Annotated in this window: 22 protein-coding genes; 16 read left to right on the forward strand and 6 right to left on the reverse strand. The window is 66.9% G+C overall.

Going from position 1 to position 19827, the window contains the following annotated elements; genetic code table 11:
* The first annotated feature begins 291 nt into the window (after positions 1–291).
* Positions 292–633 (forward strand): hypothetical protein, encoded by a 342-nt coding sequence (locus tag LGM56_RS34775; RefSeq protein ID WP_089426563.1) that lies wholly within the window; start codon positions 292–294, stop codon positions 631–633.
* A 121-nt stretch (positions 634–754) separates the two neighbouring features.
* Here the strand turns inward: LGM56_RS34775 and metK are convergent, their stop codons facing one another.
* Positions 755–1942, reverse strand: a complete 1188-nt coding sequence (metK, locus tag LGM56_RS34780) for a methionine adenosyltransferase (RefSeq protein ID WP_039353866.1) — start codon at positions 1940–1942, stop codon at positions 755–757.
* Between the two features lie 265 nt (positions 1943–2207).
* Here metK and lpxL point away from each other — a divergent pair, with 265 nt between their 5' ends.
* Complete coding sequence (lpxL, locus tag LGM56_RS34785; protein ID WP_089495827.1) at positions 2208–3092, forward strand: lauroyl acyltransferase LpxL; 885 nt, start codon at positions 2208–2210, stop codon at positions 3090–3092.
* A 21-nt stretch (positions 3093–3113) separates the two neighbouring features.
* On the opposite strand, the gene LGM56_RS34790 is transcribed toward lpxL, so the two are convergent.
* The gene (locus tag LGM56_RS34790) at positions 3114–3416 is read right to left on the reverse strand and encodes a HigA family addiction module antitoxin (RefSeq protein ID WP_089457101.1); all 303 of its coding nucleotides are present in this window, start codon (positions 3414–3416) and stop codon (positions 3114–3116) included.
* A 13-nt stretch (positions 3417–3429) separates the two neighbouring features.
* Entirely contained in the window at positions 3430–3708 is a 279-nt protein-coding gene (locus tag LGM56_RS34795) for a type II toxin-antitoxin system RelE/ParE family toxin (RefSeq protein ID WP_226208034.1), read from the reverse strand.
* A 384-nt stretch (positions 3709–4092) separates the two neighbouring features.
* Between LGM56_RS34795 and dapF the strand changes: the two genes are divergently transcribed.
* The 9 genes from dapF to LGM56_RS34840 all read left to right on the forward strand — a co-directional run bounded on the left by dapF (position 4093) and on the right by LGM56_RS34840 (position 12816).
* Positions 4093–4962, forward strand: a complete 870-nt coding sequence (gene dapF / locus LGM56_RS34800) for a diaminopimelate epimerase (protein ID WP_226208035.1) — start codon at positions 4093–4095, stop codon at positions 4960–4962.
* A 37-nt stretch (positions 4963–4999) separates the two neighbouring features.
* Complete coding sequence (locus LGM56_RS34805; RefSeq protein ID WP_089441253.1) at positions 5000–5728, forward strand: DUF484 family protein; 729 nt, start codon at positions 5000–5002, stop codon at positions 5726–5728.
* A 14-nt stretch (positions 5729–5742) separates the two neighbouring features.
* On the forward strand, positions 5743–6663 hold the full coding sequence (gene xerC / locus LGM56_RS34810) for a tyrosine recombinase XerC (RefSeq protein ID WP_226208036.1): 921 nt from the start codon (positions 5743–5745) through the stop codon (positions 6661–6663).
* Positions 6664–6739: 76 nt separating this feature from the next.
* Positions 6740–7954 carry a class I SAM-dependent rRNA methyltransferase gene (locus tag LGM56_RS34815; protein WP_069249126.1) on the forward strand — a complete coding sequence of 405 codons (1215 nt, stop codon included), beginning with the start codon at positions 6740–6742 and terminating at the stop codon, positions 7952–7954.
* A gap of 200 nt (positions 7955–8154) precedes the next feature.
* A complete protein-coding gene (locus LGM56_RS34820; protein WP_226208037.1) occupies positions 8155–9234 on the forward strand; it encodes a CobW family GTP-binding protein in 1080 nt (359 codons plus the stop codon).
* Between the two features lie 496 nt (positions 9235–9730).
* Positions 9731–10147, forward strand: a complete 417-nt coding sequence (gene dksA, locus LGM56_RS34825) for an RNA polymerase-binding protein DksA (RefSeq protein WP_006477498.1) — start codon at positions 9731–9733, stop codon at positions 10145–10147.
* A 239-nt stretch (positions 10148–10386) separates the two neighbouring features.
* Positions 10387–10923 carry an ATP-dependent protease subunit HslV gene (gene hslV / locus LGM56_RS34830; protein WP_011353540.1) on the forward strand — a complete coding sequence of 179 codons (537 nt, stop codon included), beginning with the start codon at positions 10387–10389 and terminating at the stop codon, positions 10921–10923.
* A 10-nt stretch (positions 10924–10933) separates the two neighbouring features.
* The gene (gene hslU / locus LGM56_RS34835) at positions 10934–12277 is read left to right on the forward strand and encodes an ATP-dependent protease ATPase subunit HslU (RefSeq protein WP_226208038.1); all 1344 of its coding nucleotides are present in this window, start codon (positions 10934–10936) and stop codon (positions 12275–12277) included.
* 176 nt (positions 12278–12453) lie between these two features.
* Complete coding sequence (locus LGM56_RS34840; protein WP_226208039.1) at positions 12454–12816, forward strand: hypothetical protein; 363 nt, start codon at positions 12454–12456, stop codon at positions 12814–12816.
* Between the two features lie 10 nt (positions 12817–12826).
* On the opposite strand, the gene LGM56_RS34845 is transcribed toward LGM56_RS34840, so the two are convergent.
* From LGM56_RS34845 to LGM56_RS34855, 3 genes are all read right to left on the reverse strand, one after another.
* Positions 12827–13369 carry a response regulator transcription factor gene (locus LGM56_RS34845; RefSeq protein WP_021156278.1) on the reverse strand — a complete coding sequence of 181 codons (543 nt, stop codon included), beginning with the start codon at positions 13367–13369 and terminating at the stop codon, positions 12827–12829.
* A gap of 13 nt (positions 13370–13382) precedes the next feature.
* Complete coding sequence (locus LGM56_RS34850; RefSeq protein ID WP_089495834.1) at positions 13383–14804, reverse strand: ATP-binding protein; 1422 nt, start codon at positions 14802–14804, stop codon at positions 13383–13385.
* A gap of 90 nt (positions 14805–14894) precedes the next feature.
* Entirely contained in the window at positions 14895–15119 is a 225-nt protein-coding gene (locus LGM56_RS34855) for a cysteine-rich CWC family protein (protein ID WP_089495835.1), read from the reverse strand.
* 305 nt (positions 15120–15424) lie between these two features.
* Between LGM56_RS34855 and argB the strand changes: the two genes are divergently transcribed.
* From argB to metW, 5 genes are all read left to right on the forward strand, one after another.
* Positions 15425–16324 carry an acetylglutamate kinase gene (gene argB / locus LGM56_RS34860; protein WP_006490510.1) on the forward strand — a complete coding sequence of 300 codons (900 nt, stop codon included), beginning with the start codon at positions 15425–15427 and terminating at the stop codon, positions 16322–16324.
* Positions 16321–17112 (forward strand): pyrimidine 5'-nucleotidase, encoded by a 792-nt coding sequence (locus LGM56_RS34865; RefSeq protein WP_089495836.1) that lies wholly within the window; start codon positions 16321–16323, stop codon positions 17110–17112. The genes argB and LGM56_RS34865 overlap by 4 nt, the downstream gene beginning before the upstream one ends.
* Positions 17079–17744, forward strand: coding sequence for a nucleoid occlusion factor SlmA (slmA, locus tag LGM56_RS34870; RefSeq protein ID WP_226208040.1), 666 nt, complete (start codon positions 17079–17081; stop codon positions 17742–17744). Before LGM56_RS34865 ends, slmA begins: the two co-directional genes overlap by 34 nt.
* Positions 17745–18011: 267 nt before the next feature.
* Positions 18012–19157 carry a homoserine O-succinyltransferase MetX gene (gene metX, locus LGM56_RS34875; RefSeq protein WP_226208041.1) on the forward strand — a complete coding sequence of 382 codons (1146 nt, stop codon included), beginning with the start codon at positions 18012–18014 and terminating at the stop codon, positions 19155–19157.
* Positions 19154–19762: a methionine biosynthesis protein MetW gene (gene metW, locus LGM56_RS34880; protein ID WP_006755281.1), complete on the forward strand. Its 609-nt coding sequence runs from the start codon at positions 19154–19156 to the stop codon at positions 19760–19762. Before metX ends, metW begins: the two co-directional genes overlap by 4 nt.
* The last annotated feature ends 65 nt before the right edge of the window (positions 19763–19827 follow it).

The raw sequence follows: 19827 nt of genomic DNA on the forward strand, positions 1-19827 counted from the left end.
CAGCACCATTGTCGTGCGCAGGGGCATGCCAATCGCGAATTTGATCCGGCTCAAGGGAACTGTGCGGCGCGGCGCTGGCCTCAGCGACAGGCGGTATGCGGCACACGCGTTATGGCACAAGGGTTTATCGCGACTTTTGCCCGTCATGAATCCCCTGTAGCCTGTCGCGGCCTGTCAATTCTGGCGGGCGCGGCGCGCAACGGGTTTCGGTAAGATCCGTTGCGCAATCCGAGGCCGTTCATACCAGTGCGCTCCCAAAGGCGCCATCCATACAAGCGAAGCATCGTTCACATGCCATTCCGTCTGACTTCCCGTCTCAGCCGCGCTGCGAAGCGCGTCGTGCCGCCCGCTCCTGCCCGCTCGCTGCGCCATCACCGCGCACGCACGCAGGCGCTGGCCGAGCGTACGCCCGCACATAGCCGGCTGGACGGTATCCGTGCGTGGTTCCACGCATTTTTCTCGATGATGAGCACGCAGGCGTTCTCGCGCCGTGCCGGCCTGCGCTCGCTACTGCAGAAGCCGTCGTCGCTGCGCGCGCTCGCGCTGCGCCGCACGCTCGGCCCGCAGCGCCGCGTCAACCGCCCGCGCCGCCTCGCGGCCAGCAACGGCTGGTTCGGGTTCGGCGCGCGCTGAGCGCACGCCGGCGGGCACCGCCGCGCGACGATCGCCGTCGCGCCGTTACCCGATCGCTGCGGCGATCGGACGCAAAAAAAACCCCGGCTAGCCGGGGTTTTTCATTTGAGGCGAACGACGCTCACGCGACGCGTGCCGTCGGCTCGACGCCGGCCGCTTCGGCCAGGGCGAGCGCCTTGTCGGTCGCTTCCCACGAGAACTCCGGCTCTTCACGGCCGAAGTGGCCGTAAGCAGCGGTCTTCTCGTAGATCGGGCGCAGCAGGTCGAGCATCTTGATGATGCCCTTCGGACGCAGGTCGAAATGCTCGCGCACGAGCTTCGTGATCACCGCATCCGACACGCGGCCCGTGCCGAACGTGTTGACCATCACCGAGGTCGGCTCGGCCACGCCGATCGCGTACGACACCTGGATCAGCGCGCGCGACGCGAGGCCGGCGGCGACGATGTTCTTCGCGACGTAGCGGCCTGCGTATGCAGCCGAACGGTCGACCTTCGACGGATCCTTGCCCGAGAACGCGCCGCCGCCGTGCGGTGCGGCACCGCCGTAGGTATCGACGATGATCTTGCGGCCGGTCAGGCCGCAGTCGCCCTGCGGGCCACCGATCACGAATCGGCCGGTCGGGTTCACCAGGAACTTGATGTCGCCCTTGATCAGGTCGGCCGGCAGCGTCGGCTTGATGATTTCCTCGATCACGGCTTCGCGCAGCGCCGGCAGCTCGATGTCCGGTGCGTGCTGCGTCGACAGCACGACGGTGTCGATCGAATCGGGCTTGCCGTCGACGTAGCGGACCGTCACCTGCGACTTCGCGTCCGGGCGCAGCCATTGCAGGCGGCCGTCGCGGCGCAGGCTGGCCTGGCGCTCGACGAGGCGGTGCGACAGGTAGATCGGCAGCGGCATCAGTTCCGGCGTTTCATCGCACGCGTAACCGAACATCAGACCCTGGTCGCCCGCGCCCTGGTCGAGGTTGTCGTCGTGTGCACGATCGACGCCCTGGGCGATGTCCGGCGACTGCTTGTCGTACGCGACGAGCACCGCGCAACCCTTGTAGTCGATGCCGTAGTCGGTGTTGTCGTAGCCGATGCGCTTGATCGTGTCGCGCGCGATCTGGATGTAGTCGATGTTGGCCGTCGTGGTGATTTCACCGGCCAGCACGACGAGACCCGTGTTGCACAGCGTTTCCGCCGCGACGCGGGAATATTTGTCCTGCTCGAGGATGGCATCGAGGATCGCGTCCGAGATTTGGTCCGCGACTTTGTCCGGATGGCCTTCAGAGACGGATTCGGACGTGAAGAAATAATCGTTTGCCACTTTTTCAGGCTCCTGTGTGGTTACGGTTGGTTTCACGTAGCCAGCTTCGTTGGGCCTGAAGCGGCGACGCTTTAGCGGATTACCAGGACCGGGCAGCGTGTGTGACGCCAACCGGCTTCGCCCCGCAAGTTGTCAGTTAACTCGGCGAAGCCCGTATTATAGCGGCTTTCCTGAATTGTCACAGAGCGCCGCCCGTGCTGCATCTTCCGCTGTCTCACCACCCTGTTTGCAAAGCGCCGGCCAGCCGGTCCCACGGAGGTTTCGCATGCTAGGTCGTCTAGCCACGCACCTCGCCATTGGCTTGCTGAAACTGCTCGCCCTGTTGCCGTACGGCCTGACCGCACGGTTCGGCGATGGTCTCGGCTGGCTGCTCTACAAGATCCCCAGCCGGCGAAAGCGCATCGTACACACCAATCTGAAACTCTGCTTCCCTGACTGGAGCGACGAACGCCGCGAGGAAATTGCCGGGCAGCATTTCCGCCATGCGATCCGCAGCTACGTCGAACGCAGCGTGCAGTGGTTCGGCTCGGAGAAAAAGCTCGCGAAGCTGATCCAGGTCGACAGCGCGGTCGACCTCGACGATCCGGACCTGCCGCCGACGCTGTTCCTCGGCCTGCATTTCGTCGGCATCGAGGCCGGCTCGATCTGGCTGAATCGTTCGCTGCATCGCCGCTGCGGGTCGCTCTACCAGCCGTTCTCGAACGCGGTGCTCGAGGCAGAGGCGAAGAAGGCGCGCGGGCGTTTCGACGCCGAGATGGTCGGCCGCGCGGACAGCGCGCGCGTCGTGCTGCGCTGGCTGCGCGACCGCAAGCCGGTGATGCTCGGCGCCGACATGGACTATGGGCTGCGCAATTCGACGTTCGTGCCGTTCTTCGGCGTGCCCGCGTGCACGCTGACGGCGGTCGGCCGGCTCGCGAAGACGGGCCGCGCGCAGGTCGTGCCGTTCATCGGCGAGGTGCTGCCGAACTACAAGGGCTACCGTCTGAAGGTATTCAAGCCGTGGGATCACTACCCGACCGGCGACGACGATCTCGACGCGCGGCGGATGAACGCATTCCTCGAGGAACAGATCCCGCTGCTGCCCGAGCAATACTATTGGGTCCACAAGCGCTTCAAGACGCGCCCGAACGGCGAGCCGAGCCTGTACTGAGCCATGCTCATGAGAGCGCGGTCACGTGCGTGCCCGCGCTCTCGCCACCTTGGGCACGCCTTTCGCGCGCGCCTGCCACAAGTCGTAAGCGGATTGCTGGGCGAGCCACAGATCCGCGCGACCGCCGTTTTCCTCGCCAAGCCACGCCTCGATGCGCAACGCCATTTCCGGCGAGATCCCCGCATGACCATGCAGAATGCGCGACAACGCCGCACGCGTGACGCCGAGTTGCGCCGCGGCCTCGGTGACGGTCAGGCCGAATGCCGGCAACACGTCGTCGCGCAGCGATTCGCCTGGATGCGGCGGATTGAAGATGCGAGTCATCGCTTGAATCACCTCAGTGGTAGTCCTGGTAATCGACCAGAACAGCGTCGGCACCCTCGAAGCTGAACGTCAGACGCCAGTTGCTGCTCACGCTCACCGCGAAACGGCCGTCCAGTCCCCGGGCAAGGCCGTGAAACCGCCAGCCCGGCACGTTCATGTCGAGCGGCCGGCTCGCGATGTCGAGACGTGCAAGCTGGCGCCATAACCTTGGCGCATGGTCGGGCCGGATGCCCGCCTTGTTCCCGTTCGTGAAAAACGCTTCCAGCCCCTTGTGCTGCCACGACTTGATCATGGATCTCCCAGATTCGAGTCACGATGTCGACAGCATGGCCCATGCGTATAGCCACACTATACGAATCGCTTGATTGCGTTGTCAATTTGACCTGTACGAAAGTACGCGTCCGCGCCATCCCGTGTTTTCGCCGAACCCTGCTGGCACCACGACAGGCCCGTCACACCGCATCAATCTGCCCGCCTGTCGCACACGCGACCAGTCGACCGATCGGCAGATGTACCCCATTTCGCCCCCACCCGCCTCCGCCCGCGCAGGACGCCCCCTGTCGGCTGCATGTATCATTTGCGGTTGAGATCAGCACGACGAACGAGGCCGCCCGGCATGGCGCGGCGTCACGCGCGCCGCGCTGACCGCCTTGTTCGCCATGGAAATCCGGACCCAGTGAAACTCTCGTTCACCAAGATGCACGGCGCGGGCAACGACTTCGTCGTGCTCGACGGTTATTCGCGCGCATTGCCGCCGCTCACCGAAGCGCAGGTGCGTGCGCTCGCCAACCGCCACTTCGGCATCGGCGCCGACCAGCTGCTGCTCGTCGAGAAACCGACCGTCGACGGCGTCGATTTCAAGTACCGGATCTTCAATTGCGACGGCGGCGAGGTCGAACACTGCGGCAACGGCGCGCGCTGCTTCGTGAAGTTCGTCAGCGACCGCGGCCTGACCGACAAGCGCAGCGTGCGCGTGCAGGTGATGAAGGGCCTGATCACGCTCACGATGCAGGACAACGGCGAAGTCGTCGTCGACATGGGTGCGCCCGTGTTCACGCCGGCGCGGGTGCCGTTCGACGCAGCGGGCCTCGACGGCCGCACCGAGGGCCGCGACACGTTGTGGCCGCTCGACGTCGGCGGTGCGACACGCTGGATCTCGACGGTGACGATGGGCAACCCGCACGCGGTGCAGGTCGTCGACGATGCCGAAGCGTATCCGGTGCTCGAAGAAGGCCCGCTGATCGAGCACCACGCGCGCTTCCCTGAACGCGTGAACGCCGGCTTCATGCAGATCGTGTCGCGCAGCGAAGTGAAGCTGCGCGTGTACGAACGCGCGGCGGGCGAGACGCTCGCGTGCGGCACCGGCGCGTGCGCGGCGGTCGCGGCCGGCATCCGGCGCGGCCTGCTCGATTCGCCGGTGACCGTGCACACGCACGGCGGCACGCTGACGATCAGCTGGGACGGCGCGCGCGACGAAGCCGCCGCGCTGATGATGGCCGGACCCGCCACGACCGTGTTCGAAGGCGAGATCGACCTGAACGTCTGACCCTGCAACGTCCTTGATAACTGAACGCCCCAGCCACATGAACGATCGCGAAGTCGCCGACTACCTGCTCGCCAACCCCGAATTCTTCGCGCAGCACGCCGAACTGCTCGCGACGATCCGCCTCGCGAACCCGCACGGCAAGGCCGCGATCTCGCTGCAGGAGCGGCAGATGGAGATGCTGCGCGACAAGAACAAGCATCTCGAGCGCCGGCTCGCCGAACTCGTGCGCTACGGCCACGAGAACGACAGCCTGTCCGCGAAGTTCAGCCGCTGGACCGCACGCGTGATCGCGGAACGCGATCCGTACGCGCTGCCGCGCACGATCGCCGACGGCATCGCCGAAGTCTTCGACGTGCCGCAGACGGCGCTGCGCGTGTGGGATGTCGCCGACACCTACTCGCAGGCCGATTTCGCACGCCAGGTCGGCGAGGAAGTGCGCCTGTTCACGAACGGACTGTCGACGCCGTACTGCGGGGCGAACACGGGCTTCGAGGCCGCGCAGTGGCTCGCGCCCGCGATCGCCGCCCCGGCCGCGCATGCGGCGGAAGGCGCGGAAGCCGCGTCGTCCGCCGGCGACGGCTCGGCCGCATCGGTCGCGCTGCTCGCGCTGCGTGCGCCGCTCGCCGGCAACGATGCGCCCGCGTTCGGCCTGCTCGTGCTCGGCTCGCCCGACCCGCGCCGCTTCCACGACGGGATGGCCACCGACTTCCTCGCGCAGATCGCGACGCTCGCGAGCGCCGCGCTCACGCGCCTGCTGCCGCACTGATCCTGCCGCACGCGATGACAGACGATCCGATCGCCGCCTACCTGTCGAACCTGAAGCACGTCAGGCAGCTGTCGGAACACACGCTGCGCGGCTACACGCACGAACTCGACGAGCTGAAGAAGCTCGCGAACGGCCGGCCGCTCGAAGCGCTGACGGCCGCCGACGTGCGCGGCGCGGTCGCGCGTGCACATTCGGGCGGGCTGTCCGCCCGGTCGATCTCGCACCGGCTGTCCGCGTGGCGCGCGTTCTACCGCTGGTTCGCGCAGCGCGTCGAGATGCCCGCGAACCCGGTCGCCGCGGTGCGCGCGCCGAAACGCGCGAAGACCTTGCCGAAGGCGCTGTCGGTCGACGATGCTTCCGCGTTGATGGACGCGCCGCTCGCCAACACGACCGAAGGCATCCGCGATCACGCGATCCTCGAGCTGTTCTATTCGTCGGGGCTGCGCCTCGCCGAGCTGATCGGGCTCGACGTGATGTACACGCAGGCCGACGGCTACCGCTCGACCGGCTGGCTCGACCTCGCCGAAGCCGAAGTCACCGTGCGCGGCAAGGGCAACAAGGAGCGCAAGGTGCCGGTCGGCCGCAAGGCGATCGATGCGCTGAACGCGTGGCTCGCGGTACGCGGCGAATTCGTGAAGCACGATCCGCATCCGCTGTTCGTGTCCGTGCGCGGCAACCGGATGTCGCCGGGCGTCGTGCGCGAGCGCGTGAAGCGCGCGGCGCTCACCGCGGGCATCCCCGCCAACGTCCATCCGCACGTGCTGCGCCACTCGTTCGCGACGCACGTGCTGCAGTCGAGCGGCGACCTGCGCGCGGTGCAGGAGCTGCTCGGCCACGCGAGCGTCTCCGCGACGCAGGTCTATACGTCGCTCGACTTCCAGCATCTCGCGAAGATTTACGACAGCGCGCACCCGCGCGCGAAGAAGCGCGACTGACGCGCGTCCCGTGTTACCCGCCGCGCGCGGCGACCGGCCACGGCCGGCTTCGCGCACGGCCCATTTCGATCTCATCATGCAAACCGTCACCCTCAAGCCGTCGAAGGAAAAATCGCTGCTGCGCCGCCATCCGTGGATCTACGCCAATGCGATCGACCGCGTCGACGGCAAGCCCGCGCCCGGCGCGACCGTGATCGTGCGCGCGCACGACGGCCGCTTCCTCGCGCGCGGCGCGTACAGCCCGCAATCGCAGATCCGCGTGCGCGTGTGGAGCTTCGACGAGAACGAGCCGATCGACCACGCATTCTTCAAGCGCCGCGTGCAGCGCGCGGTCGCGCACCGCACGACGATGGTGTCCGGCACGGGCGCGGTGCGGCTCGTGTTCGGCGAAGCCGACGGGCTGCCGGGGCTGATCGTCGACTACTACGTCGCGGACACCGCCGAAGCCGGCGCCGCCCCGCGCGGCCAGCTCGTCTGCCAGTTCATGGCCGCGGGCGTCGAGGCGTGGAAGGATGCGATCGTGAAGGCGCTCGTCGGCGCCACGGACTGCCCGAACGTCTACGAGCGCTCGGACGTGTCGATCCGCGACAAGGAAGGGCTCGAACAGACGACCGGCGTGCTGGCCGGCGATGCGCCGCCCGCGACACTGATCTCGAACGAAAACGGCGTGCGCTATCACGTCGACGTGCCGAACGGCCACAAGACGGGCTTCTACGTCGACCAGCGCGACAACCGCGCGCTGGTCGCGCAGTACGCGGCCGATCGCGACGTGCTGAACTGCTTCTGCTACACCGGCGGCTTCTCGCTCGCGGCGCTCAAGGGCGGCGCGAAGCGCGTCGTGTCGATCGACTCGTCGGGCGATGCGCTCGCGCTCGCGCAGCAGAACGTCGTCGCCAACGGCTTCGACGCCGAACGCGCGACCTGGCTCGACGCCGACGCATTCAAGACGCTGCGCCGCCTCGTCGACGAAGGCGAGCGTTTCGACCTGATCGTGCTCGATCCGCCGAAGTTCGCGCCGACGCGCGACAGCGTCGATCGCGCGGCGCGCGCGTACAAGGACATCAACCTGAGCGGCTTCAAGCTGCTGCGTCCGGGCGGCCTGCTGTTCACGTACTCGTGCTCCGGCGCGATCGACATGGACCTGTTCCAGAAGATCGTCGCGGGCGCGGCCGCCGACGCGAAGGTGGACGCGCGCATCCTGAAACGCCTCGGCGCGGGCGTCGATCACCCGCTGCTCGCGGCCTTCCCGGAAGGTGAATATCTGAAGGGCCTGCTGTTGCAAATCGTCTGATCGCCCCGATCTACGCGCGTAACCGTTCGCCGGCCGCGCCCTGGCGCCCGGCGGATCCGCGCTCCCGCCTGTCGTTCGGACGACGGGCGAGGGCTTGACAGGTATGTTTCAATGGATGGTTGTGCGCCCCGGCTGGCAAAGCCCCGGGCGCGATGCACATCCTGGTTTTGACCCCGATTCACGAACCACAGGCGATTGACATGGCCACTCCCGTCACCATCCTCACCGGCTTTCTCGGCAGCGGCAAGACGACGCTGCTCAAGCGCATCCTGAACGAACAGCACGGCATGAAGATCGCCGTGATCGAGAACGAGTTCGGCGAAGAGAACATCGACAACGAAATCCTCATCCAGGATTCGAACGAGCAGATCATCCAGATGAGCAACGGCTGCATCTGCTGCACGATCCGCGGCGACCTCGCGCGCACGCTCGGCGAGCTCGCCGCGAAGAAGCGCGAAGGCAAGCTCGACTTCGACCGCATCGTGATCGAAACGACTGGCCTCGCGAATCCGGGCCCGGTCGCGCAAACCTTCTTCATCGACAGCGAAATCGCCGACGATTTCCTGCTCGACGCGGTCATCACGCTGGTCGACGCGAAGCACGCGAACGCGCAGCTCGACGAGCACGAAGTCGTGCAGCGCCAGGTCGGCTTCGCCGATCGCCTGTTCATCACGAAGTCGGACCTGGTCGACGACCAGACGGTGGCCGGCCTCAAGCACCGCCTGATGCACATGAACCCGAAGGCCGCGATCAAGGTCGTGAACTTCGGCGAAGCGGACATCAAGGAAATCTTCGACCTGCGCGGCTTCAACCTGAACGCGAAGCTCGAGATCGACCCCGACTTCCTCGCCGAGGACGATCACGCGCATCACCACCACGATCACGACCATGATCACGATCACGCCAGTTGCGACCACGATCACGGTCAATGCGCGCACGATCACGGCCATGGCCACCACCCTCACCACCACGCGCACCACGACGACAAGATCAAGTCGTTCGTGTACCGCAACGACCGCCCGTTCGACCCGAACAAGCTGGAAGACTTCCTCGGCGGCATCCTGCAGATCTACGGCGAGCGGATGCTGCGCTACAAGGGCGTGCTGTACATGAAGGGCGTCGATCGCAAGGTCGTGTTCCAGGGCGTGCATCAGATGATGGGCAGCGACCTCGCGTCGAAGTGGCTGCCGGTCGAGAAGAAGACGAACAAGATGGTGTTCATCGGCGTCGATCTGCCGCAGGACCTGATCACCGACGGCCTCGACGCCTGCCTCGCCTGACGCGCGCGGGCAACCGCCGCACACGCCGCCGCGAGGCCGCCGCGCAGGCGGCTGCGGCGGCCGCGGGGCGCCCTTTTCGGGCAGGGTTTCGCCGTCATCGCTTTTTCGCGATTTGCGCGTTATATTTTCTAGATATTGGCGCAGCCGACGGGGATCGACCCGATACGGCGCCCGCTTGCGATTCAGTTACAATACGTGCCCGCTGGAGTACGGCAACAAACAGGCCCGGTTCTTGCTGAACCAGTTTTCCGGGCATCGCAACCGCGCCGGATCGCCAATCCGCCTCCCGGCCGCGGCCGATGCGATGTGCCGCGCAGCACACCGGTTCGCAGCGCGCGCAACTCCGCGCCAGGCCTATCCTGGTATTTGAGAACCGGTTTTCCAGAGGCTTTCGGCCCCGCGGCGGCAAATCGCAAATGATTGCAAGGGCGGTTGCGGGTAATCCCAAAGTGCAGGCAATATCTATCGATTTGCCGCACATTGAAGAAGCAAGCAGATGACGAAGAAACTCTTGACCGAAGCCGAAATCCTGAAGATGAGCGACAAGGATTACATGAATGAGGATCAGCTCGCCTTCTTCAAAAATCGGCTCGAACAGTTGCAGGCGGACATCCTCAAGAATGCAGGCCAGACGACCGAGAACCTGCGCGAGACGGTGATCGTGCCCGATCCCGCCGATCGCGCGACGATCGAGGAAGAGCACGCGCTCGAACTGCGTACGCGCGATCGCGAACGCAAGCTCCTCAAGAAGGTTCAGCAGTCGCTCGCCCGCATCGATTCCGGCGATTACGGCTGGTGCGAGGAAACCGGCGAGCCGATCGGCATTCCGCGCCTGCTCGCGCGTCCGACCGCCACGCTGTCGCTCGAGGCGCAAGAGCGCCGCGAGTTGCGCCAGAAGCTGTTCGGCGACTGATCGAGCGGCGTTCCGCTCAGACACGCTGCTTCCCGAAAGCGCGCGGCCTGCCGCGCGCTTTTTGTTTTTCCGGCACCGGTTCCCCGCCAGCCGCCGATTTGCCCCACCCGCCTCTTGATATCCCGGCGCCCGCCCTAAAATGAAACGGACGCGCGCCGGGCCGCTTCCCGGCGCACTGCGAGTTACGCGGCGGCGCCTCGCGCCCCCCGACTCTTCCCCGTTTTTCTCAAGGAACGCAGATGGAGCAATTTCACGGCACGACCATCGTTTCGGTCCGGCGCGGCGACAAGGTCGCGCTCGGCGGCGACGGCCAGGTAACCCTCGGCAACATCGTCATGAAGGGTGGCGCGCGGAAAGTGCGGCGGATCTACAACAACCAGGTGCTGGTCGGATTCGCGGGCGGCACCGCCGATGCGTTCTCGCTGCTCGACCGCTTCGAGGCGAAGCTCGAGAAGCACCAGGGCAACCTGACCCGTGCGGCCGTCGAGCTCGCGAAAGACTGGCGCACCGACCGGATGCTGCGCCGCCTCGAGGCGATGCTGATCACGGCCGACGCCACCACCACGCTCGTCATCACCGGCAACGGCGACGTACTCGACCCCGAGGAAGGCATCTGTGCGATCGGCTCGGGTGGTGCGTATGCGCAGGCGGCAGCCCGCGCGCTCGCGGAGAACACCGAGCTGTCGCCGCGCGAGATCGTCGAGAAGTCGCTCGAGATCGCCGGCGACATGTGCATCTACACGAACCACAACCGCATCATCGAAACGATCGAGTAAGGACCGCACCATGAGCACCATGACCCCTGCCGAGATCGTCTCGGAACTCGACAAGCACATCATCGGCCAGGCGAAGGCGAAGAAGGCCGTCGCGGTCGCGCTGCGCAACCGCTGGCGCCGCCAGCAGGTCGCCGACCCGCTGCGCCAGGAAATCACGCCGAAGAACATCCTGATGATCGGGCCGACGGGTGTCGGCAAGACCGAAATCGCACGCCGCCTCGCGAAGCTCGCCGACGCGCCGTTCATCAAGATCGAAGCGACCAAGTTCACCGAAGTCGGCTACGTCGGCCGCGACGTCGACAGCATCGTGCGCGACCTGATCGAGATCTCGGTCAAGCAGACGCGCGAATCCGAAATGCGCAAGGTGCGCAGCAAGGCGACCGACCAGGCGGAAGACCGCATCCTCGACATCCTGCTGCCGCAGCCGCGCGCGGTGGGCTTCGGCGGCAACGCCGAGCACGCGAACGACGACAACAACGTGACGCGCCAGACGTTCCGCAAGCGCCTGCGCGAAGGCCAGCTCGACGACAAGGAAGTCGAGCTCGACCTCGAGCAACCGTCGGCCGGCATGGACATCATGGCGCCGCCGGGGATGGAAGAGATGACCGAGCAGATCCGCTCGATGTTCTCGAACCTCGGCAGCGGCAAGAAGCAGCGCCGCAAGGTGAAGATCAAGGAAGCGCTGAAGCTGCTGACCGACGAGGAAGCGGCGAAGATGCTCAACGACGAGGAAGTGAAGACGAAGGCCGTGCAGAACGTCGAGCAGAACGGCATCGTGTTCCTCGACGAGATCGACAAGATCACGTCGCGCAACAACGAAGGCAGCGGCGGTGAAGTGTCGCGCCAGGGCGTGCAGCGCGACCTGCTGCCGCTCGTCGAAGGCACGACGGTCAACACGAAGTACGGGATGGTGAAGACCGATCACATCCTGTTCATCGCGAGCGGCGCGTTCCACCTCGCGAAGCCGAGCGACCTGATTCCGGAACTGCAGGGCCGCTTCCCGATCCGCGTCGAGCTCGACTCGCTGTCGGTGAACGATTTCGAAGCGATCCTCATCGCGACCGACGCAAGCCTCGTCAAGCAGTACCAGGCGCTGCTCGCGACCGAAGACGTACAGCTCGAATTCGCCGACGACGGCATCCGCCGCCTCGCGGAGATTGCCTATTCGGTCAACGAGAAGACCGAGAACATCGGTGCGCGCCGGCTGTACACGGTGATCGAGAAGCTGCTCGAGGAAGTGTCGTTCTCGGCCGGCAACCACGCCGGCGAGCGCGTGACGATCGACGCGAAGTATGTCGACCGCGCACTCGGCGAAGTGTCGCAGGACGAAGACCTGTCGCGCTACGTGCTGTAACGCGCGCGGCGTCGGACGAAAAACGGGCGGCCCCTGACGGGGTCGCCCGTTTTTTATCGCCATGCGATACGGCGCACGGACTGCCCCCGGAGCGAGGCTGATGGCAAGCGTTTCGGTGCGTCCCTATAATCTGGACTCCTCTGACTACGAACGGACGCATTCGTCACCGCCTCCGAATGACCATCTATCCGTCCATCGCCGGCCGAATCGTGCCGGCCCTGCTCACGCTCACGCGCGCCGACATCCTGTCGCTCATGCGCCGGATCAGGCGGGAGTCGCTGCGGCGCTACAACGTCGCGTTCGTACTCGCATGGCTCGGTACGCTGGCGGGTATCGCGCTCGCCAGCGTGGCGTTCAGCGTCGGCATCCAGTCCATCGCGACCGGCGTATCGGCGAAGCCGTGGCCACTGGCCGTGCCGCTCGTGATCGGCGGGTTCGCGCCGTTTCTCGCGAACCTCATCTACTCGACGCTCATCGCGCGCCTGCTGAAACGCGAGATCGTCGCCTGCCTGTCGCGGGCCTCGCGCTCGCACGTCTGACGCGTCCCGCTTACTGCCGCACCGGCTTCTTCGCGAGCTTGCGCTGCAGCGTGCGGCGGTGCATGTTCAGCGCACGCGCGGTCGCCGAAATATTGTTGTTGTTCTCGGCCAGCACGCGCTGGATGTGCTCCCATTCGAGCCGGTCGACCGACAGCACGACCGGATTCTCCAACGCTTCGTCGGCCTGCACTTCGGTCGCGTTGGTCTGCAGCGCGGCCAGGATCGACTCGACGTTCGCGGGCTTCGCGAGATAGTTGTCGGCGCCTTCCTTCACCGCCTGCACGGCGGTCGCGATGCTCGCGTAGCCCGTCAGCACCAGGATCCGCGCGTCGGGCTGCAGGTCGCACAGCGGTGCGATCAGGCTCAGGCCCGAATCCTCGCCGAGATGCAGGTCGACGGTGATGAACTGGAACTTGCCGCCCGCGGCGAGCCGCAGCGCCGCCTCCTTGTCGTGCGCCTGCTGGACCGCGTAACCGCGCCGCTCGAGGCCGCGCGCGAGCGTGCCCGCGAACACCTCGTTGTCGTCGATCACCAGGAAATTGTTCTCGCTCATGTGGTTTCTCCGTCTACGTGTTGGTTGAGGCGGCCGATGCCGCGACGCGCACGACCGGCAGCCGCAGCACGGCCCGCGTGCCGCGCGCGGCGGTCGTACCGGCCGGGCGGCTGTCCGGCGGCGTGCCGCTTGTCCGTTCGGCGACGCGCTGGCCCGCGCGCGGTGCCGATCCCGCCGCGGCGTGACCATTCGCCGCACTGCCGGCCCGTCCGTTGCCGCCCGCCGCGCGCGGCACGACATCGGACAGTTCGATCTCGCCGCCGAGCCGCGCGGCCGCGCTGAACGCGAGATACAGGCCGACCCCGTGCCCGCCCTGCGTGCTGTCGACCGGCATCGCGCCGAGCGATTCGCGCAGTGAGGCCGGAATGCCGGGCCCGTCGTCGCATACCTCGAATTCGATCTCGTCGGCCGTGCCGGCGTGCGCGACCTTCGCGGCCAACGTCACGCGCCGCGGGCTCGCGCGCGCGGCGTTGTCGAGCAGGATCGTCAGGATCTGGCCGGCCGCGACCGTGTCGTCGAGCGCGACGCCCGCCGGGCGCGCGCCGAGCAATTCGAACTGCACGTGCGGATGCCGCAGGCGCCAGTGCTCGACGAACGTGTCGAGCCAGTCGTCCACCGGCTGGCGGCTCGCGGGCGCGCTCGCGCGGCTGCGCAGGCGCGCGAGCGCCGACGTGCAGAGCGTCATCTGTTCCTCGAGCACCTTCAGGTCGGCCTCGTAGCGGGCCAGCCCCGGATCGTCGCGGGCCGCGTCGCGCAGCTCTTCGGCGAGCATCGCGATCGTCGACAGCGGCGTGCCCATTTCGTGCGCGACGGTGGCGGCCTGCACGCCGAGCGCGACCGCCCGCTCGTCGCGCAGCAGGTGCTGCTGCGCCTCGCCGAGCGCCGCGTCGCGCTGGCGCAGCGCATTCGACATGCGCGCGACGAACCACGCGATCAGCCCGACGCTGACCATGAAGTTCGCCCACATCCCGGTACGGTAGTAGTCGAACAGGTTCGCGGGATTGTCCATGTTGAGCGGCACCGAGTCGAAGCCGAGCGCCGCGTAGCACGCGACCGCGAACGCCGCGAGCCAGATCATCAGGTGCCACGGCAGCACGGCCGCCGCGATCGCGAGCGAAGGCAGGTACAGCGACACGAACGGATTGGTCGTGCCGCCCGACAGGAACAGCAGCGCGGACAGCGCGCCGAGGTCGACCCACAATTGGCCGAGCAGCTCGAAATTGGTCTCGGGCCGCGCACGCAGCACGCGCACCCAGGTCAGCGCGTTGAAAACGATTTCGAGCGCAATGACCATCAGCATCGCCGGCAACGGCAGATGCACGCCGAAATAGGTCTGCACGACGCCGATCGTCACGAGCTGGCCGATGATCGCGAGATTGCGGAGCCAGAACAGGTGACTGAGGTTGACGCGCCCGGTGGTGGTGATTCGTTGCATCCGAGCAGTTTACCCGTTTAGCGGGCGGCGCCTCTAGCGGGGCCGGATCGGAGCGCATTGAACGGGACGCCCCGTGAGCGGCCGATGCCGTCAGCCGGCCGCGCCGGCCATCCGCTGCGCGATCTCGTTGGCCAGGCACTCGGGGCAGCGGCAGCGGGCGCCGGCCGCGGGCGGCGTACCGCCGGGCAAGACCGGCATCGACGCGCACCAGCACTCGAACGGCTGCGTGCGGGCGCCGCAGTCGAAGCTGCGCCCGCAGTGCGGGCACCGTGCACGGCGCGGGGCGGAACGGGCGTCGACGGCAAGATCGGTCATGGCGGAGCGCTCGAGCGGGCGGGAAGCCGCCCTACGCGACAAGCATAGCGCGGCGAACGGATTTTGCACGCCGGCCGTTCGGCCGAGGGCCATCGCGAACGCTCGCGAACCGCCCCTCCGCCGACGCCCGCGCAGCGCTACCCGTCGCGCGGCGCACATCGCGCCGCGCCATAGCCGGCGGGCCGCCGCGCGCGGTGCCCGGGCCGCGCCACCGGTGTTCCGGCCCGTCCAAAAACCCGATGCTGCGCTGCGCCACTCCTGTACAATTCGCCGTGTTTCAACCGTTCCCAGCCAGAGCCGCCGCCATGTCCGAGCCCATCGACCTCTCGCAGATCGCCCCCACGCTGAAAGCAGAAATCCTCGCCGAGGCACTGCCGTACATTCGCCGTTATCACGGCAAGACCGTGGTCATCAAATACGGCGGCAACGCGATGACGGAAGAGCGGCTCAAGCAAGGCTTCGCGCGCGACGTGATCCTGCTGAAACTGGTCGGCATCAATCCGGTGATCGTCCACGGCGGCGGTCCGCAGATCGATCACGCACTGAAGAAGATCGGCAAGGCCGGCACCTTCATCCAGGGCATGCGCGTCACCGACGAAGAGACGATGGAAGTCGTCGAATGGGTGCTGGGCGGCGAAGTGCAGCAGGACATCGTGATGCTGATCAACCACTTCGGCGGCCACGCGGTGGGCCTGACGGGCAAGGACGGCGGCCTGATCCATGCGCGCAAGCTGCTGATGCCGGACCGCGACAACCCGGGCCAGTACATCGACATCGGCCAGGTCGGCGAAGTCGAGGCGATCAACCCGGCCGTCGTGAAGGCGCTGCAGGACGACGCGTTCATCCCGGTGATCTCGCCGATCGGCTTCGGTGAAGATGGCCTCTCCTACAACATCAACGCCGACCTCGTCGCGGGCAAGCTCGCCACGGTGCTGAACGCCGAGAAGCTGCTGATGATGACCAACATCCCGGGCGTGATGGACAAGGACGGCAACCTGCTGACCGACCTGTCCGCACGCGAGATCGATGCGCTGTTCGAAGACGGCACGATCTCCGGCGGCATGCTGCCGAAGATCTCGTCGGCGCTCGACGCCGCGAAGAGCGGCGTGAAGTCGGTGCACATCGTCGACGGCCGGATCGAGCACTCGGTACTGCTGGAAATCCTGACCGAGCAGCCGTTCGGCACGATGATCCGCTCGCATTGAGCAAGCGCAGCAAGACCGCCACACCCGACTTGCCGGCCCCGCTGCGGCGCCGGCGCGTGTCGCGCAGCCGGCCCCGCGCCGGCGCGCCGGTGTGGCTGTTCGATCTCGACAACACCCTTCACCACGCATCGCACGCGATCTTTCCCGAGATCAACCGCGCGATGACGCAGTACATCATCGACGCGCTGCAGGTCGAGCGCGCCGAAGCCGACCGCCTGCGCACCGGCTACACCGAGCGCTACGGCGCCGCGCTCCTCGGCCTCACGCGCCATCATCCGATCGACCCGCACGACTTCCTGCGCGTCGTCCACACGTTTTCCGACCTGCCGGCGATGGTGCGCGCCGAGCGCGGCCTCGCGCGCATCGTCGCCGCGCTGCCGGGCCGCAAGCTGATCCTGACCAACGCGCCGGAGAACTATGCGCGCGCGGTGCTGCGCGAGCTGCGCATCGAGCGGCTGTTCGAGCGCGTGATCGCGATCGAGCACATGCGCGACCGGCGCACGTGGCGCGCGAAGCCCGATCACACGATGCTGCGCCGGACGCTGCGTGCCGCGAACGCACGCATGGCCGACACGATCCTCGTCGAGGATACGCGTGGCCACCTGAAGCGCTACAAGCGTCTCGGCATCGGCACGGTATGGATCACGGGGCACCTGCCGGACCATCTGCCGGTTACCGGACGCCCCCACTATGTCGACCAGCGCATTCGTTCGTTAAAATCGCTGCGACTGGGCACACGATCGGGGCGACAAAAATGCAGCCGACTTACCCGCAGGACCAAGCCGTAAAGGAAGACCAGGCCACACCCACCCGCGCGCGCCCGAAACCGGGCGAGCGCCGCGTGATGATCCTGCAGACACTCGCGACGATGCTCGAGGCGCCCAAGCCCGAGAAGATCACGACCGCCGCGCTCGCGGCCCGGCTCGACGTGTCGGAAGCCGCGCTGTACCGGCATTTCACCAGCAAGGCGAAGATGTACGAAGGGCTGATCGAGTTCATCGAGCAGGCCCTCTTCGGGCTCGTCAACCAGATCGTCGCGAAAGAGCCGAACGGCGTGCAGCAGGCACGCACGATCGCGCTGACGATGCTCAATTTCGCCGCGAAGAACCCCGGCATGACGCGCGTGCTGACCGGCGAGGCGCTGGTCGGCGAGGACGAGCGGCTCACCGAGCGCGTGAACCAGCTGCTCGACCGCATCGAGGCGACCGTCAAGCAATGCCTGCGCGTCGCGCGCACCGAGGCGAACGCGCCGCAGGACGGCGCGCTGCCGTTCGTGCTGCCGGCCGACTACGATCCGGCTGCCCGCGCGAGCCTGCTCGTCAGCTACGTGATCGGCCGATGGCACCGCTTCGCGAAGGGCGGGTTCCAGAAACCGCCGGGCGAGCAGGCCGACGCGCATCTGCGGCTGATCCTGCAGTGAGATGACGCGGGCGCGGCGGCCCCGCCTCCGCGCCCGAATCCGCGCGCCGCGATTTCCGCTATACTTTGCCGACTGTCGCCCCTCGGGCGGCAGCCAGACACGCGCCGATTTGCTGACTCGATTGCGGGCGCGCGAACCAGCCAGGGCCTTGATTCGTCCTCGTCCCGGCGGTTCACTACAAATGCGGCTAAAGAGGTCGTCAGCCGCGCATCTCCGACTCCGCGCATCGCCGACACCATTTAGCTGCCCAGTCATAAGGCGGAACGAATGGAATCGATCGGCATCGTCGCTCCACAGACCATGCACTTCGCCGAACCGCTGCGCTTGCAAAGCGGCAGCGTGCTCGGCAACTATCAGCTCGTCGTCGAGACGTACGGCGAACTCAACGCCGCGCGCTCGAACGCGGTGCTCGTCTGCCACGCGCTCAACGCGTCGCACCACGTCGCCGGCGTCTACGCGGACGATCCGCGCAGCACCGGCTGGTGGGACAACATGGTCGGCCCGGGCAAGCCGCTCGACACCAACCGCTTCTTCGCGATCGGCGTGAACAACCTCGGCTCGTGCTTCGGCTCGACCGGCCCGATGAGCGTCGACCCGTCCACCGGCAAGCCGTACGGCGCAAGCTTTCCGGTCGTCACCGTCGAGGACTGGGTGCACGCGCAGGCGCGCGTCGCGGATGCCTTCGGCATCGAGCGCTTCGCCGCGGTGATGGGCGGCAGCCTCGGCGGGATGCAGGCGCTCGCGTGGAGCCTGATGTATCCGGAGCGCGTCGCGCACTGCATCGACATCGCGTCGACGCCGAAGCTGTCCGCGCAGAACATCGCGTTCAACGAGGTCGCGCGCTCGGCGATCCTGTCCGATCCCGATTTCCACGGCGGCGACTACTACGCGCATGGCGTGAAGCCGAAGCGCGGCCTGCGCGTCGCGCGGATGATCGGCCACATCACGTACCTCTCCGACGACGACATGGCCGAGAAATTCGGCCGTGCGCTGCGCCGCGCCGACGGCGCGCTCGACGCGTACAACTTCAGCTTCGACGTCGAGTTCGAGGTCGAGTCGTACCTGCGCTACCAGGGCGACAAGTTCGCCGACTACTTCGACGCGAACACGTACCTGCTGATCACGCGCGCGCTCGACTACTTCGATCCGGCCAAGGCGTTCGACGGCAACCTGACGGCCGCGCTCGCGCACACGCAGGCGAAATACCTGATCGCGAGCTTCTCGACCGACTGGCGTTTCGCGCCGGCCCGTTCGCGCGAGATCGTGAAGGCGCTGCTCGACAACAAGCGCACGGTCAGCTACGCGGAAATCGATGCGCCGCACGGCCACGACGCGTTCCTGCTCGACGACGCGCGCTATCACAACCTGATCCGCGCATATTACGAACGAATCGCCAACGAGGTGGGCGCATGAACCAGCAAGCGCTGAATTCCCTGTCCGCGCGCGCGGACTTCCGCACGATCGCGCGCTGGGTCGAACCGCGCTCGACGGTGCTCGACCTCGGTTGCGGCGACGGCTCGCTGCTCGCGCTGCTGATGGAAGAACTGGACGTGACCGGCTACGGGATCGAGCTGAACGACGCGGGCGTGCTCGCGAGCGCGAAGAACGGCATCAACGTGATCCAGCAGAACCTGGAAGACGGCCTGCGCCTGTTCGAGGACCACAGCTTCGACATCGCGATCCTGTCGCAGACGTTGCAGACGATCCACCAGACGGCCGCGATCCTGCGCGAAACCGCGCGGGTCGGGCGCGAATGCATCGTGTCGTTCCCGAATTTCGGCTACTGGCCGCACCGGCTGTCGGTGCTCAACGGCCGGATGCCGGTGTCGAAGTCGCTGCCTTACCAGTGGCACAACACGCCGAACGTCCGGGTGCTGACGATCGAGGATTTCGAGGCGCTCGCGCCCGAAGTCGGCGTGACAATCCTCGACCGCGTGGTGCTGCACGAAGGCCAACCGATTCGATGGGGAGCGAACTGGCGTGGTAGTCTTGCTGTCTACCGCGTCAAGCGCAGCTGAGCCGGGGAGCCGTTGACGGACGCCGTCGGGGCGGCCCCCCCCCCCAGCGGCCCCCCCCCCGCCCC

Source organism: Burkholderia sp. AU38729, assembly GCF_020419725.1.
GTDB lineage: Bacteria > Pseudomonadota > Gammaproteobacteria > Burkholderiales > Burkholderiaceae > Burkholderia.

Bases quoted from the DNA above. Each gene is read 5' to 3' on its own strand.
- LGM56_RS34775 (WP_089426563.1), top strand. From the start codon at position 292: ATGCCATTCCGTCTGACTTCCCGTCTCAGCCGCGCTGCGAAGCGCGTC.
- lpxL (WP_089495827.1), top strand. From the start codon at position 2,208: ATGCTAGGTCGTCTAGCCACGCACCTCGCCATTGGCTTGCTGAAACTG.
- LGM56_RS34790 (WP_089457101.1), bottom strand. From the start codon at position 3,416: ATGACTCGCATCTTCAATCCGCCGCATCCAGGCGAATCGCTGCGCGAC.
- LGM56_RS34795 (WP_226208034.1), bottom strand. From the start codon at position 3,708: ATGATCAAGTCGTGGCAGCACAAGGGGCTGGAAGCGTTTTTCACGAAC.
- LGM56_RS34805 (WP_089441253.1), top strand. From the start codon at position 5,000: ATGAACGATCGCGAAGTCGCCGACTACCTGCTCGCCAACCCCGAATTC.
- xerC (WP_226208036.1), top strand. From the start codon at position 5,743: ATGACAGACGATCCGATCGCCGCCTACCTGTCGAACCTGAAGCACGTC.
- LGM56_RS34815 (WP_069249126.1), top strand. From the start codon at position 6,740: ATGCAAACCGTCACCCTCAAGCCGTCGAAGGAAAAATCGCTGCTGCGC.
- LGM56_RS34820 (WP_226208037.1), top strand. From the start codon at position 8,155: ATGGCCACTCCCGTCACCATCCTCACCGGCTTTCTCGGCAGCGGCAAG.
- dksA (WP_006477498.1), top strand. From the start codon at position 9,731: ATGACGAAGAAACTCTTGACCGAAGCCGAAATCCTGAAGATGAGCGAC.
- hslV (WP_011353540.1), top strand. From the start codon at position 10,387: ATGGAGCAATTTCACGGCACGACCATCGTTTCGGTCCGGCGCGGCGAC.
- hslU (WP_226208038.1), top strand. From the start codon at position 10,934: ATGAGCACCATGACCCCTGCCGAGATCGTCTCGGAACTCGACAAGCAC.
- LGM56_RS34840 (WP_226208039.1), top strand. From the start codon at position 12,454: ATGACCATCTATCCGTCCATCGCCGGCCGAATCGTGCCGGCCCTGCTC.
- LGM56_RS34845 (WP_021156278.1), bottom strand. From the start codon at position 13,369: ATGAGCGAGAACAATTTCCTGGTGATCGACGACAACGAGGTGTTCGCG.
- LGM56_RS34850 (WP_089495834.1), bottom strand. From the start codon at position 14,804: ATGCAACGAATCACCACCACCGGGCGCGTCAACCTCAGTCACCTGTTC.
- LGM56_RS34855 (WP_089495835.1), bottom strand. From the start codon at position 15,119: ATGACCGATCTTGCCGTCGACGCCCGTTCCGCCCCGCGCCGTGCACGG.
- argB (WP_006490510.1), top strand. From the start codon at position 15,425: ATGTCCGAGCCCATCGACCTCTCGCAGATCGCCCCCACGCTGAAAGCA.
- slmA (WP_226208040.1), top strand. From the start codon at position 17,079: ATGCAGCCGACTTACCCGCAGGACCAAGCCGTAAAGGAAGACCAGGCC.
- metX (WP_226208041.1), top strand. From the start codon at position 18,012: ATGGAATCGATCGGCATCGTCGCTCCACAGACCATGCACTTCGCCGAA.
- metW (WP_006755281.1), top strand. From the start codon at position 19,154: ATGAACCAGCAAGCGCTGAATTCCCTGTCCGCGCGCGCGGACTTCCGC.